We start from the raw sequence: 14,221 nt of genomic DNA, 5'->3' as shown, positions 1-14,221 counted from the left end.
CCATACCCAACCACTGCACCACGGAGCTCACACCATGAAACGCCAAACCCTGCTCGGCATTGCTTTCTCGATCTTCGCCCTGAACGCTTTTGCTGCGACTGAAACCGATCCGCTGTTCAGTGACGCGGTCGCTGCAACGGAAACCGACCGACTGTTCAGTGACTCAGTTGCCGCGAACGAAACCGATCCATTGTTCAGCGACGCAGTTGCCGCCGACGGTTCCGATCATCTGAAAGGCAACCTGGTTGCCGAGGGTGGTGCCGACCGTCTGCTCGAACGCCGTAACGCCTGAATGCGTAGTTTTACCGCAGGCCTCAACGAAAAAGCCCGGCACTATCAGCCGGGCTTCTTTTTGTCTGCGATTCGCTTGGACGATGTTCAAGACCAAACACAAAGTGTTCGATTAACGGATACCCGACCTTTCGTCCAATTGCCGGTTTTTGCACGCAAGCGTACTGTGACCGGTGAGCCTGAAAACCGTGCACCCCATAACGACAAGATCGAGCGCCGCCTAATGGACAGTCATCTGCTGAGTGATCGCAGCAGCGTGTTTCGTCACGCTGATCCCTATGCCGTCTCCGACTACGTCAATCAGCACGTTGGCCAGCACTTCATTGGCCTGTCCAAAACCGCCCATCCGCAAGCCAGCCTCAACCATCGCAAACTCGCCGATCTCGATCTGTGCCGCATCAGTTACGGCGGCAGTGTCCGGGTGACGTCGCTGGCGCTGGAAACCGTGTATCACCTGCAGGTGCTGCTGCAAGGCAATTGCCTGTGGCGCGGGCATAAACGCGAACATCATCTGGTGCCGGGCGAGTTGTTATTGATCAATCCGGATGATCCGGTTGATCTGACCTACTCTGACGACTGCGAAAAATTCATCCTCAAAGTGCCGGTCAGCGTGCTCGAGTCGGTGTGCGACGAGCAGCGCTGGTTGCGACCTTCGAGCGGTATCCGCTTCCTGCGCAATCACTATCAGTTGAGCGAACTGGAGGGCTTCACCAATCTGCTCGCGATGATTTGCCAGGAAGCCGAGGCCAGCGATCCGTTGCTGCGGGTGCAAGAGCACTACGCACAGATCATCGGCAGCAAACTGATCTCGCTGATGAACACCAATGTCAGCCGTGAGAATCTCAGTTCACCGAGCGTCAGTTTCGAGCGCATCCTCGATTACATCGAGCGCAATCTCAAACTTGATCTGCCCGCCGAACACCTGGCCGCGCAGGCAAGCATGAGCCCGCGTTCGCTGTACACCTTGTTCGAACGCCAACTCGGCATCACGCCGATGCAATACATCCGTCAGCGCAAACTTGCGCGCATTCATGCCTGCCTCAACGACCCGAGCTGCCCGGTGCGCAACCTCACGGAGCTGGCGCTGGATTACGGCTTCCTGCACTTGGGCCGTTTCGCCGAAAGCTATCGCCAACAGTTCGGCGAACTGCCGTCGCACACCCTCAAACGCCGCCACTGATCGCCCTTCGAAACAGTCCGAATCATCTGCCGCGCCGTCCTGCACAAAACGGATAGCGATCTGCAGGATTCGGCTATTGCCCCGCGCTGCGCCTCCCTAATCTGACCTGGCCTGAACAATAACAATGGAGGCCCTGGCCATGTCCCTGGGAATCGACTACCTCAATGCCATGCTCGAAGAAAACAAAGACAAGGGCGCCTACCGCTGCAAGCGGGAGATGTTCACCGATCCGCGTCTTTTCGAACTGGAGATGGCGCACATCTTCGAAGGCAACTGGATTTACCTCGCCCACGAAAGCCAACTGCCCAACAACAACGATTTTCTGACCACCACCATGGGGCGCCAGCCGATCTTCATTGCGCGCAACAAGGACGGGGTGCTCAACGCTTTTCTCAACGCCTGCAGCCATCGCGGCGCCATGCTTTGCCGGCACAAATCCGGCAACCGTTCCAGCTATACCTGCCCGTTCCACGGCTGGACGTTCAACAACAGCGGCAAACTGCTCAAGGTCAAAGACCCGAGTGAGGCCGGCTACCCGCAAAGCTTCAACTGCGAAGGCTCCCACGACCTGACTAAAGTCGCGCGTTTCGAGTCCTATCGCGGCTTTCTGTTTGGCAGTCTGAATGCCGATGTGAAATCCCTCACCGAGCACTTGGGCGAGTCAGCGAAGATCATCGACATGATCGTCGATCAGTCGCCAGAAGGTCTGGAAGTGCTGCGTGGTTCCAGTTCCTATATCTACGAAGGCAACTGGAAACTCACCGCCGAAAACGGTGCCGACGGCTATCACGTCAGCTCCGTGCACTGGAATTACGCCGCGACACAGAACCAGCGCCAGCAACGCGAAGCGGGCGAGGCGATCAAGACCATGAGCGCCGGCAGTTGGGCGAAGAAGGGCGGCGGTTTCTACTCTTTCGATCACGGCCATCTGCTGCTCTGGACGCGCTGGGCCAACCCTGAAGACCGCCCGGCCTACGAGCGTCGTGACGAACTGGCGCGTGATTTCGGTCAGGCTCGCGCCGACTGGATGATCGAAAACTCGCGCAACCTGTGCCTGTACCCGAACGTGTATCTGATGGATCAGTTCAGTTCGCAGATCCGCATTGCCCGGCCAATCTCGGTCGACAAGACTGAAATCACCATCTACTGCATCGCCCCCAAAGGCGAGAGCGCCGAAGCGCGCGCGAAACGCATTCGTCAGTACGAAGACTTTTTCAACGTCAGCGGCATGGCCACGCCGGATGATCTGGAAGAATTCCGTTCGTGCCAGACCGGTTACGGCGCCGGACGCGGCTGGAATGATATGTCCCGAGGCGCGACCCATTGGGTTGAAGGCGCCGACGCTGCCGCCGAGGAAATCGACCTGAAACCGCTGCTCTCCGGTATGCGCACCGAGGACGAAGGCCTGTTCGTGCTGCAACACAAGTACTGGCAGGAAACCATGCTCAAAGCCGCTGCCGCCGAACCACAACTGATCCCCGTGGAGGCTGTGTGATGAGCAACCTCTACGACAATGTGCGCGACTTTCTCTACCGCGAAGCGCGTTATCTCGATGACGGCCAGTGGGATCAATGGCTGGAACTGTACGCCGCCGACGCGACTTTCTGGATGCCGGCCTGGGACGATAACGACACGCTCACCGAAGACCCGCAAAGCGAAATCTCGCTGATCTGGTACGGCAACCGTGGCGGCCTCGAAGACCGCATCTTCCGGATCAAGACCGAGCGCTCCAGCGCGACGATTCCCGACACCCGCACCTCGCACAACCTGAGCAACATCGAGATCGTCGAGCACAGCGCCGACCAGTGCCAGGTGCGCTTCAACTGGCACACCCTGAGCTTTCGTTATCAGGTCACCGACAGCTACTTCGGCAGCAGTTTCTACACCCTTGATCTACGCGGCGAGCAGCCGCTGATCAAGGCCAAGAAAGTCGTGCTGAAAAACGATTACGTCCGTCAGCTCATCGACATCTACCACATCTAGTCGACACGACGAGGTGCACCATGAATTTCCAGATCGCACTCAATTTTGAAGACGGCGTGACGCGCTTCATCGAGGCCGGCAGCCATGAAACCGTCGCCGACGCGGCGTATCGCCAAGGCATCAACATCCCGCTGGACTGCCGCGACGGCGCCTGCGGCACGTGCAAGTGTTTCGCCGAAGCCGGGCGTTACGAGATGGGCGACAACTTCATCGAAGACGCCTTGAGCGCCGACGAACTCGCACAAGGTTATGTGCTGACCTGCCAGATGCGCGCCGCAAGCGATTGCGTGGTGCGCGTGCCGGTTGGCTCACAAGTCTGCAAAACCGAACAGGCCAATTTCCAGGCGGCGATCAGCGCTGTCCGGCAGTTGTCCGAGAGCACAATCGCGCTGTCGATCAAGAGCGAAGCGCTGAGCAAACTGGCGTTCCTGCCGGGGCAATACGTCAACCTGCAAGTGCCGGGCAGTGAACACAGGCGTGCGTATTCCTTCAGCTCGTTGCAGAAGAATGGCGAGGTCAGTTTTCTGATTCGCAACGTGCCCGGCGGTTTGATGAGCAATTTCCTCACCGGTCTGGCCAAGGCCGGCGACAGCATGAATCTGGCCGGACCACTGGGCAGTTTTTACCTGCGCGAAATCAAGCGGCCGCTGCTGTTGCTCGCCGGTGGTACCGGTCTGGCGCCGTTCACCGCGATGCTGGAAAAGATCGCCGAGCAGGGCAGTGCGCATCCGGTGCATTTGATCTATGGCGTGACCAATGACTTTGATCTGGTTGAACTCGATCGCCTTGAAGCCTTCGCCGCACGCATCGCCAATTTCAGCTTCGGCGCTTGCGTCGCCAATCCGCAAAGTGCACACCCGCTCAAGGGCTACGTCACCCAGCACATCGAACCGCGCCACCTCAATGACGGCGATGTCGACGTCTACCTGTGCGGGCCACCGCCGATGGTGGAAGCGGTCAGCCAATACATCCGCGAGCAGGGCATCACCCCGGCGAATTTCTACTACGAAAAATTCGCCGCAGCCTGATCTCCATCCGTGAGCCTGCCCCTCATCTGTGGATTGCCCCCCAATCTGTGGCCTGACTCTCATCTGTAGGTCTGCCCCTACCTGTGGCGAGGGGATTTATCCCCGATGGGGCGCGCAGCGGCCCTCGCTTTTGCCTTAACAGCAGGGGGCCGCTGCGCAGCCCCATCGGGGCGCTGCGACGTTTCGCTAAATCCCCTCACCACAGTTTTCGATATTCGTTTGCGTCGAGGTTGTCATGAACAACAGATTCTCCAACAAAGTCGCGCTGGTCACCGGCGCGGCGCAAGGCATCGGCCGCCGCGTCTGCGAGCGTCTGCTCAGCGAAGGCGCGCAAGTGGTCGCCGTCGACCGCTCCGAACTGGTTCACGAACTGCAAGGCGAGGGCGTTCTGGCACTGACTGCCGATCTCGAGCAATACGCCGACTGCGCCCGGGTCATGGCCGAAGCGATCAACACTTTCGATCGACTCGACATCCTGATCAACAACGTTGGCGGCACCATCTGGGCCAAGCCATTCGAGCACTACCAAGTCGATCAGATCGAGGCGGAAGTGCGCCGCTCGCTGTTCCCGACCTTATGGTGCTGCCACGCCGCGCTGCCGTACATGCTCAAACAAGGCAGCGGCGCCATCGTCAACGTTTCCTCAATCGCCACCCGCAGCGTCAATCGCGTGCCGTATGGCGCGGCCAAGGGCGGCATCAACGCACTCACCGCGTGCCTGGCCTTCGAAAACGCCGAGCGTGGCATTCGCGTCAACGCTACTGCACCCGGCGGTACCGAAGCGCCACCTCGGCGCATCCCGCGCAACGACGCCGAACAGTCGGCGCAAGAACAAACCTGGTACCAGCAAATCGTCACGCAAACCCTCGACAGCAGTTTGATGAAACGCTACGGCAGCCTCGATGAACAGGTCGGCGCGATCCTCTTTCTCGCCTCCGACGACGCTTCGTACATCACCGGCGTGACCTTGCCGGTCGGTGGCGGCGATCTCGGCTGAGCACTTCTCAAGGAGCATTGATATGCCGCGAATCCTGATTGAAACCCTGACGACGATCATCGTCGACCTGCCGACCATTCGCCCGCACAAACTGGCGATGCACACCATGCAGAAGCAGACCCTGGTGATCTTGCGTTTGCGCTGCAGCGATGGCGTTGAAGGCATCGGCGAAGCCACCACCATCGGCGGCCTTGCGTACGGCTATGAAAGCCCGGAAAGCATCAAGGCCAACATCGACGCGCATCTCGCGCCAGCGTTGATTGGCATGGACGCCATCAACATCAACGCGGCGATGCAGAGGCTCGACAAGATCGCCAAGGGCAACACCTTCGCCAAATCCGGCATCGAAAGCGCGCTGCTCGACGCGCAGGGCAAACGCCTCGGCCTGCCCGTCAGCGAACTGCTCGGCGGCCGTGTGCGCGACAGCCTCGAAGTCGCGTGGACGCTAGCCAGCGGCGACACCACGCGCGACATTGCCGAGGCCGAGCAGATGCTTGAAGTACGGCGTCATCGCATCTTCAAATTGAAGATCGGCGCCAATCCGTTGGAGCAGGATCTCAAGCACGTCGTGGCGATCAAAAAAGCTTTGGGCGATCGCGCCAGTGTGCGGGTCGACGTCAACCAGTATTGGGATGAGTCCCAGGCGATTCGTGGTTGCCAGGTGCTCGGAGACAACGGCATCGACCTGATCGAGCAGCCGATTTCTCGAGTCAACCGCTCAGGGCAGGTTCGCCTCAACCAGCGCAGCCCGGCACCGATCATGGCCGATGAATCGATCGAGAGTGTCGAAGACGCGTTCAGCCTCGCCGCTGACGGCGCCGCCAGCGTGTTCGCCCTGAAAATCGCCAAGAACGGTGGCCCCCGCGCCGTGCTCAGAACCGCGCAAATCGCCGAGGCCGCCGGCATCGCGTTGTATGGCGGCACCATGCTCGAAGGCTCCGTCGGCACGCTGGCCTCGGCCCACGCCTTCCTCACGCTCAAGCAATTGACTTGGGACACCGAGCTGTTCGGGCCGCTGCTGCTGACCGAAGACATCGTCACCGAAAGGCCCGAGTACCGCGATTTTCATCTGCACATCCCGCACACACCGGGCCTCGGCCTGATCCTGGACGAACAACGTCTGGCGCGTTTTCGCCGCCATTGAGCCGATGACCACTAGAGGAGAGCCACCATGCTGTTCCACGTAAAAATGACCGTGAAATTGCCCATCGACATGGACCCCGCCGTCGCCACTCGACTCAAGGCTGACGAAAAAGAACTGGCGCAACGGCTGCAACGCGAAGGCCAGTGGCGTCATCTGTGGCGCATCGCCGGGCATTACGCCAATTACAGCGTATTTGATTTGCCAAGCGTCGAAGCGCTGCACGACACGCTGATGCAATTGCCGTTGTTCCCCTACATGGACATCGAGATCGACGGGCTCTGCCGACATCCGTCGTCGATCCACGCCGACGACCGCTGAGCCCCCAACCCTTGTAGGAGTGAGCCTGCTCGCGATAGCGGTCTATCAGTCGCCATGGATGCTGAATAAACGACCGCGATCGCGAGCAGGCTCACTCCTACAAGGGAAAAGGGTGTGAATTAAAAACTGCGTCAACACAACAACAAGATGAGGTAACCCACCATGTCCGTGAAAATCGCCCACACGCCTGAGCTGCAAACCTTCTTCAAAGAAGCCGCCGGCTTCACCAACGACGACGGCAGTTCGCGTTTGAAAACCATCGTTTTGCGCGTACTGCAGGACACCGCGAAAATCATCGAAGATCTCGAAATCAGCGAGGACGAATTCTGGAAAGCCGTCGACTATCTCAATCGTTTGGGCGGTCGTTCGGAAGCGGGGTTGCTGGTCGCCGGTCTTGGCATCGAACACTTCCTTGACCTGCTCCAGGACGCCAAAGACGCACAAATCGGCTTGACCGGCGGCACGCCGCGCACCATCGAAGGGCCACTCTACGTCGCGGGTGCGCCGCTGTGTAAAGGCGAGTGCCGCATGGACGATGGCAGCGAGGACGGCGTTGCCACGGTGATGTTTCTCCAAGGCCAGGTGCTAGACCTCCACGGCCAGCCGCTGGCCGGTGCCACAGTCGATGTGTGGCACGCCAATACCAAAGGCACCTACTCGTTTTTTGATCCGAGCCAGTCCGAATACAACCTGCGCCGCCGGATTATCACCGACGCCGAAGGCCGTTACCGCGCACGCAGCATCGTTCCCTCCGGATATGGCTGCGACCCGCAGGGGCCGACGCAGGAATGTCTGAACTTGCTCGGTCGTCACGGTCAGCGTCCGGCGCATGTGCACTTTTTTATCAGCGCACCGGGGCATCGGCACCTGACCACGCAGATCAATCTGTCGGGCGATCAATATTTGTGGGATGACTTTGCTTACGCGACCCGCGAAGGGTTGGTCGGCGAGGTGGTGTTCCATGAGCACGAAACGTTGGGACGCCACGCCAAACTCAAGTTCGACTTCCAGCTGCAACCCGCGCCAGATGCCAGCGCCGAACAACGCAGTCAACGCCCGCGTGCCTGACCCCCTCTTTGTAGGAGCTGCCGCAGGCTGCGATCTTTTGATCTTGTTTCTAAAAAATCAACATCAAAAGATCGCAGCGTGCGGCAGCTCCTACAGTGATCGGCCTAAGGTAATGCAAAAAAGATATTGGCCCGCTGTTTTTAAGATCGTTTAGTTTTGTCCTCAACGACGAATAAACGCATCAAACCGATAGACCCCCGATTGCCATGACGGCACACGCTGAATCGATCAAAGGTTCTTCAGGTTTGGTTCACCCAGGAGTGAATCATGCCGCATACCTTGGATATCACCACACTGCCAACCCTCGACCTGTCCCTGTTCGAGGGCACCGCGCAGCAGCGTTACCAATTTCTCGAAAGCCTGCGCCACGCCGCCCGTGATGTCGGTTTCTTCTACCTCACCGGCCACGGCATCGACAGCTCGCTGCTCGAGCAAGTGCAGGCCCACGCCCGACAATTCTTCGCCTTGCCCGACAGCGAAAAAACCGCCGTCGGCATGATCAATTCGCCGCATTTTCGCGGCTACAACCGTGCGGCTTCCGAGATCACTCGCGGGCAACCCGATCAGCGCGAACAGTTTGATCTCGGCGCCGAGCGTGAGGCTCTACCGTTAAACGAAGACAGTCCATTGTGGGCGCGGCTGCAAGGCCCCAACCAATGGCCAGCGGCACTCCCCGAACTGAAACCGTTGCTGCTCGAATGGCAACAGGCGATGACGCGCATGTCGTTGCGCTTGCTGCGGGCCTTCGCTCAGGCGCTGTCACTGCGCGCCGATGCCTTCGATCAGCTCTACGGTGACAAACCCAACGAACACATCAAGCTGATGCGCTACCCCGGCCAGTTGAGCGAGGCGAGCCATCAAGGCGTCGGCGCGCACAAGGATTCCGGGTTCCTGAGTTTTCTGCTGCAAGACCAACAGGCCGGGCTGCAAGTCGAGATCGAAGAGGGCCGCTGGATCGACGCATTACCCCGCGAAAACACCTTGGTGGTGAACATCGGCGAGCTGCTCGAACTGGCCACCAACGGTTATCTGCGCGCCACGGTGCACCGCGTGGTATCGCCACCGGCGGGCAGCGAACGCCTGTCGATCGCGTTCTTCCTCGGCGCGCAACTCGATGCGGTGGTGCCGCTGTACCCGTTGCCCACCGTGCTGTTGCGCGAGGCGCGCGGGCCGGCGAGTGATCCGCTCAATCCGCTGTTTCGTGATGTCGGCTGGAACTACCTCAAGGGTCGTTTGCGCTCACATCCGGACGTTGCGCAGCGCTTCTACGGCGACGCGTTGCTGCCGCCAGTACCTGTTCGTAAAACCGCCTGATTCATCATTCGCTCAAGGACTCCGCACATGATTAAAAAAGCAGGTTTGACCCTGGCCGTCCTCGGCGCACTGGTGAGCTCTTTCGGCGCGCAGGCCCTGGAACCGTTACGCGTTGCCGCCGACCCGGTGCCCCACGCGCAGATCCTCGCGTATATCCAGAAAATCGATCCGCAACTCAACCTCAAAGTCATCGAAATTCCCAACGGCGTGAACTCCAATGAGCTGCTGGTACACGGTGATGTCGACGCCAATTACTTCCAGCACCTGCCGTATCTGAAATCTCAGGAGCAGGCGCTCGGCGAGAAACTCGCGGTGGCGGCCACGGTGCATATCGAGCCATTGGGGATTTATTCACGTCGGCACAAAAGCTTCGCCGACGTGCCGGAAAAAGGCACCGTCGCCGTACCCAACAACGTCACCAACCTGAGCCGCGCGCTGTACCTGTTGCAGGACAACGGCCTGATCAAGCTCAAACCCGGTTTCAACGATCCGGCCGCCGATCAGGCAACGCCCAAGGACATCGCCGAAAACCCGAAACAACTGAAGATCCTCGAAATCGAATCGCCGCAGATTCCACGCTCGCTCGACGACGTCGATCTGGCGGTGATCAACGGCAACTACGCGCTCGACGCAGGCTTGGTGCCGGCCAAAGACGCCTTGGGCCTCGAGAAGGCCGAGCACAATCCCTATGCCAACATTCTGGTGACCACACCGAAGCTGGAGCACGATCCGCGCATCGCGCAACTGGCCAAGGATCTGACCTCGCCGGAAGTCGCCAAATACATCACCGATAACTTTGCCGGCTCGGTGATTCCGGTGGCGGGCGGCAAGCCATGATCGCCGTCGAGCAGTTGAGCAAAACCTACCCGTCGGCCACGCAACCGGCGCTGGATCAGGTCTCGCTGAGCATTCCTGACGGCGCGGTCTACGGGATTCTCGGGCGGAGCGGGGCGGGCAAGTCGACGCTGCTGCGTTGCCTCAACCTGCTTGAACGACCAGACAGCGGCAAGATTCTGATTGATGGTGTGGATCTGCTGGCGCTGTCCGACAGCGAACTGCGCAAGCAACGTCAGCGTATCGGCATGATCTTTCAGGGCTTCAACCTGCTGCACTCGCGCAACGTGTTCGACAACATCGCCGTGCCGCTGGAAATCGCCAACGTCGGCAAACCGTGGCGCCATGTGCGGGTTCGCGAGCTGCTGGAACTGGTCGGTTTGAGCGACAAGGCGCAAGCCTTTCCTTCGCAACTGTCCGGCGGGCAAAAGCAGCGAGTGGGGATTGCCCGCGCCTTGGCAGCGGAGCCGGCGTATCTGTTGTCGGACGAAGCCACCAGCGCCCTCGATCCGGAAACCACCGCTTCAATTCTTGATCTGCTGCGCGACATCAATCGGCAATTGGGCCTGACCATCGTGCTGATCACCCACGAGCTCGATGTGGTCAAGTCGATCTGCGATCACGCCGCATTTATGGCCAACGGACGGCTGGTCGAGGCCGGGCCGGTGCCACGGCTGCTCGCCGATCCGCAATCGGCGCTGGGCAGTTCACTGCGTCCGACTTGCGGATTACCTCTGGGCCATGACGCCCCGGGCCTGACCTTCCTCAAGCAATACGGCGTAAGGGCGGCGCAGTCATGAACCGTTCGATCAATTGGGATGAAATCCTGCAACTGGTGTTCAACGCCACTGGCGAAACCCTGTACATGGTGTTGCTCGCGGGGCTGTTCACGCTGCTGATCGGTTTGCCGCTGGGTGTGCTGCTGTTTATCAGTCGCCGTGACGGATTGCGGCCGATGCCGCGTTTCAACGCGGCCCTCAGCAGTCTGGTCAATCTCGGCCGTTCGCTGCCGTTCGTGGTGATGCTGATCGCCTTGATTCCGCTGACCCGTCTGGTCGTCGGCACCACGCTGGGCAGCACCGCTGCGGTAGTGCCGATCACCATTGGCGCGTTTCCGTTCTTCGCGCGCATCGTCGAAAACGCGCTGGACGAAGTCGACAAGGGCCGCATCGAAGCGATCCTCGCCATGGGTGGCGACATCAGCCATGTGATTTTTAAAGTGCTACTGCCCGAAGCCCTGCCGGCGTTGCTCGCGGGCATCACCCTGACGCTGGTGATGTTGATCGGTTTTTCCTCGATGGCCGGGGTCATCGGTGGCGGCGGGCTCGGCGATCTGGCGATCCGTTATGGCTATCAGCGTTTCAACAATGAAGTGATGGTCGCCACCGTGGTGGTGTTGGTCATCCTCGTTCAGGGCGTGCAAAGCCTGGGCGATCGGCTCGTGCGTTCGCTGGCTCATCGCCGCTAAGGAAATTTATGAGTGCGCCTGTCGCCGTGGCACCTGAGCCACTGATTCGGGTACGTGAACTGAGCAAAACGTTTGGCTCGAACCGGGCACTGGATCGGGTCAGCCTTGAGATTTATCCCGCCGAAGTGGTCGCGTTACTCGGCGCCAATGGCGCCGGTAAATCGACGTTGGTGAAGATTTTGGCAGGCAGTCAAAACGCGGATGCTGGCGAGATTCTCGTCGAGGGCCAGCCGCGCCATTTCAGCTCGCCACTGTCGGCGCGCAGGGTCGGGATTGTTGCGGTGCATCAGCAGATCAACGAGGGCATCGCGCCGGGTTTGAGCGTGGCCGAAAACCTCTTGCTCGATGAGCTGTGCAAGCCCGATGCAAACTTCTGGCTCAACCGCAAACGCCTGCTCGAGCGTGCCGCGAGTATCGCCGCCGGTCTCGGCCTGAGCTTGCCGCTGGAACAGCCCATCGAACACCTTGGCCAGGCCGAGCGGCAATTGGTCGTGCTCGCTCGCGCCTTTGCCTTGCAACCGCGTTTGCTGATTCTCGACGAGCCGACGGCGGCATTATCCGATGCCGAAGCGCAGCGCCTGTTTGGTTTGATCGATACGTTGCGCAGCCGTGGTGTGGCGATTGTGTACATCTCGCATCGCTTGTCCGATCTGCAACGGGTGGCTGATCGCGCGATCGTTTTGCGTGACGGGCGGTTGGCCGGCGAATTCAGCGCTCGGCAGTTGCCCGAGGCGGTTCACGCAATGCTTGGGCAATCACTGGCCGCGCATGTTTACACGCCGCAAGTGGCAGGGCGGGAAGTGCTGAAGCTCAGCGCGATAAAAGTGCTGCCGCGTTCGAAGGCTTTCGATCTGACCTTGCACGAAAACGAAGTGGTGGTGCTGACCGGGTTGCTCGGCGCCGGCAAAACCGAGATCGCCGAAGTGCTGTTCGGTTTACGCTCATTGGCGGAGGGCAGCGTGCAATTGGCTGGCGTTGACTGGCAGCCAGGTTCGCCTCGGGAGGCGATTCGCAGCGGGGTTTTCTACGCCGCCGAAGATCGCGCCAGTCATTCGCTGGTGCCGGATTTCTCTCTGCGTCGCACGCTGACCTTGCCGTTTCTGGAGCGTTTCACCCGTGGCGGTTTTATTCGCAATCGCGCCGAAGCGGCGGCGGTCGAAGCGCAGGTCGCCGCGCTGGGCATCAAGACTGCCGGCATCGATGTGCCGATGACTGCGCTGTCCGGCGGCAATCAGCAAAAGGTTGTGCTCGGCCGCTGGCTGCTCGGGGAAGGGCGGGTGTTGATCCTCGATGAACCGTTCCAGGGTGTCGACGTCCGCGCCCGCCGCGAAATCGGCCAACTGCTGCGCGAAAGTGCCAAGGGCCGCGCGACGCTGGTGATTTGCGCCGATGTCGATGAAGCGCTGGAAATTGCCGATCGAATTCTCCTGGTGCGCGATCACGCGGTCGTCGCCGAATACCCGCGCGCCGGTCTGAACCGTGCCGAACTGGTCGCGGCATTGGCCGGCAGCGACGTTACCAAACATTCCCCTCACGCCACGCCAAGGAGCAGAGCGAGTGCCTGATTCGAGTTCACTGTCATCGAGCGCACCGGCACCTGCCGAGCGCCTGCTGCAAGCGTTGATCCGTTATGGCCTGTTGTGGCTGCTGGCGGCCATCGTGGTGTTTTTCAGCTTCGCAGAGCCGGCGTTTCTGCGCGTCGGCAATCTGTTCAGCATTCTGCAATCGGTGTCGATTGTCGCGCTGCTCGCCTTGGGCGTGACCTTGACCATGGCCGTCGGCGGCCTCGATTTGTCGATTGGCGCGGTCGCGGCGATGAGCCTGATGATCGCCAGTTACGTCATGGTCGTGCTCGGTTGGGGCGCGGTGCCGGCGGTGTTGATCAGCCTGGCGGGCGGCGCGCTGGTCGGCCTGCTCAACGGCTGGCTGATCGTCAAACTGCGGGTGCCGGACATTCTTGCCACGTTGGGCAGCATGTTTCTGGTGATCGGCGTGCAGTTGATTCCTACCGGTGGCCGCTCGATTGCGGTGGGCATGACGCTACCCAACGGCGAGGAAACCGAGGGCGCATTCAGTGCCGCATTTCTTGCGCTGGGCCGTGGGCGGTTGTGGGAGGTGGTGCCGATTCCGGTGTTGATCACTGCGGTGGTTGCGGTGGTGGTGTGGCTGTTTCTCGAACGCACGCGCATCGGTCGGCTGTTCTATGCCATCGGCGGCAACGAGCAGGCCGCAAGACTGGCCGGGGCGCCGGTGCAGCGCTTCAAACTAATGGCTTACGTGCTGTCGTCGTTGCTGGCGTCGCTCGGCGGATTGTTGCTCGCGGCGCGGTTGGGCCGTGGCGATGTCAGCTCCGGCAACGGTCTGGTGCTCGACGCGCTCGGCGCCGCGCTGATCGGTTTCGCCGTGCTCGGCGCGAAGAAACCCAACGCCTTCGGCACGCTGATCGGCGCGCTGTTGGTCGCCTCGCTGCTCAATGGTCTGACCATGCTCAATGCGCCGTATTACGCGCAGGATTTCGTCAAGGGACTGGTGTTGGTGCTGGCCCTGATGTTCACCTTCGGCCTCGCGCATCGGGCGCGCTGAGCTGCTTTTATTC

The 14,221-nt window shown here is 60.3% G+C and carries 15 protein-coding genes; all 15 read left to right on the top strand.

Annotated elements, in window-relative coordinates; translation table 11 throughout:
* Positions 1-34 precede the first annotated feature (34 nt).
* The 15 genes from ACIOMO_RS05200 (at position 35) to ACIOMO_RS05130 (ending at position 14,208) form a co-directional block, all read left to right on the top strand.
* Complete coding sequence (locus ACIOMO_RS05200; RefSeq protein ID WP_053119542.1) at positions 35-292, top strand: hypothetical protein; 258 nt, start codon at positions 35-37, stop codon at positions 290-292.
* 222 nt (positions 293-514) lie between these two features.
* Positions 515-1,471 (top strand): AraC family transcriptional regulator, encoded by a 957-nt coding sequence (locus ACIOMO_RS05195; RefSeq protein WP_401238703.1) that lies wholly within the window; start codon positions 515-517, stop codon positions 1,469-1,471.
* A 139-nt stretch (positions 1,472-1,610) separates the two neighbouring features.
* Positions 1,611-2,966, top strand: coding sequence for a benzoate 1,2-dioxygenase large subunit (gene benA / locus ACIOMO_RS05190; protein ID WP_401238700.1), 1,356 nt, complete (start codon positions 1,611-1,613; stop codon positions 2,964-2,966).
* Complete coding sequence (benB, locus tag ACIOMO_RS05185; protein WP_008081326.1) at positions 2,966-3,454, top strand: benzoate 1,2-dioxygenase small subunit; 489 nt, start codon at positions 2,966-2,968, stop codon at positions 3,452-3,454. Before benA ends, benB begins: the two co-directional genes overlap by 1 nt.
* Before the next feature lie 20 nt (positions 3,455-3,474).
* Positions 3,475-4,482 carry a benzoate 1,2-dioxygenase electron transfer component BenC gene (gene benC, locus ACIOMO_RS05180; protein WP_401238698.1) on the top strand — a complete coding sequence of 336 codons (1,008 nt, stop codon included), beginning with the start codon at positions 3,475-3,477 and terminating at the stop codon, positions 4,480-4,482.
* A 235-nt stretch (positions 4,483-4,717) separates the two neighbouring features.
* Positions 4,718-5,479 (top strand): 1,6-dihydroxycyclohexa-2,4-diene-1-carboxylate dehydrogenase, encoded by a 762-nt coding sequence (locus tag ACIOMO_RS05175; protein ID WP_401238696.1) that lies wholly within the window; start codon positions 4,718-4,720, stop codon positions 5,477-5,479.
* 22 nt (positions 5,480-5,501) lie between these two features.
* Entirely contained in the window at positions 5,502-6,623 is a 1,122-nt protein-coding gene (locus ACIOMO_RS05170) for a muconate cycloisomerase family protein (RefSeq protein ID WP_401238693.1), read from the top strand.
* A gap of 27 nt (positions 6,624-6,650) precedes the next feature.
* On the top strand, positions 6,651-6,941 hold the full coding sequence (catC, locus tag ACIOMO_RS05165; RefSeq protein WP_053119556.1) for a muconolactone Delta-isomerase: 291 nt from the start codon (positions 6,651-6,653) through the stop codon (positions 6,939-6,941).
* A gap of 162 nt (positions 6,942-7,103) precedes the next feature.
* Entirely contained in the window at positions 7,104-8,009 is a 906-nt protein-coding gene (gene catA / locus ACIOMO_RS05160; protein WP_401238690.1) for a catechol 1,2-dioxygenase, read from the top strand.
* Between the two features lie 267 nt (positions 8,010-8,276).
* Positions 8,277-9,323 carry an isopenicillin N synthase family dioxygenase gene (locus ACIOMO_RS05155; protein WP_401238687.1) on the top strand — a complete coding sequence of 349 codons (1,047 nt, stop codon included), beginning with the start codon at positions 8,277-8,279 and terminating at the stop codon, positions 9,321-9,323.
* A gap of 27 nt (positions 9,324-9,350) precedes the next feature.
* A complete protein-coding gene (locus ACIOMO_RS05150; protein ID WP_053119562.1) occupies positions 9,351-10,160 on the top strand; it encodes a MetQ/NlpA family ABC transporter substrate-binding protein in 810 nt (269 codons plus the stop codon).
* Positions 10,157-10,957, top strand: coding sequence for a methionine ABC transporter ATP-binding protein (locus ACIOMO_RS05145; protein ID WP_082341423.1), 801 nt, complete (start codon positions 10,157-10,159; stop codon positions 10,955-10,957). Before ACIOMO_RS05150 ends, ACIOMO_RS05145 begins: the two co-directional genes overlap by 4 nt.
* On the top strand, positions 10,954-11,625 hold the full coding sequence (locus ACIOMO_RS05140) for a methionine ABC transporter permease (RefSeq protein WP_401238683.1): 672 nt from the start codon (positions 10,954-10,956) through the stop codon (positions 11,623-11,625). Before ACIOMO_RS05145 ends, ACIOMO_RS05140 begins: the two co-directional genes overlap by 4 nt.
* Before the next feature lie 8 nt (positions 11,626-11,633).
* Positions 11,634-13,190, top strand: a complete 1,557-nt coding sequence (locus tag ACIOMO_RS05135; protein WP_401238680.1) for a sugar ABC transporter ATP-binding protein — start codon at positions 11,634-11,636, stop codon at positions 13,188-13,190.
* A complete protein-coding gene (locus tag ACIOMO_RS05130; protein WP_401238678.1) occupies positions 13,183-14,208 on the top strand; it encodes an ABC transporter permease in 1,026 nt (341 codons plus the stop codon). Before ACIOMO_RS05135 ends, ACIOMO_RS05130 begins: the two co-directional genes overlap by 8 nt.
* The last annotated feature ends 13 nt before the right edge of the window (positions 14,209-14,221 follow it).

Origin of the sequence: Pseudomonas sp. NPDC087804 (assembly GCF_044742965.1) — a bacterium.
In the GTDB taxonomy this organism is placed as follows: Bacteria; Pseudomonadota; Gammaproteobacteria; order Pseudomonadales; family Pseudomonadaceae; genus Aquipseudomonas; species Aquipseudomonas rustica.
This window is presented reverse-complemented; position numbering and strand designations above follow the sequence as displayed.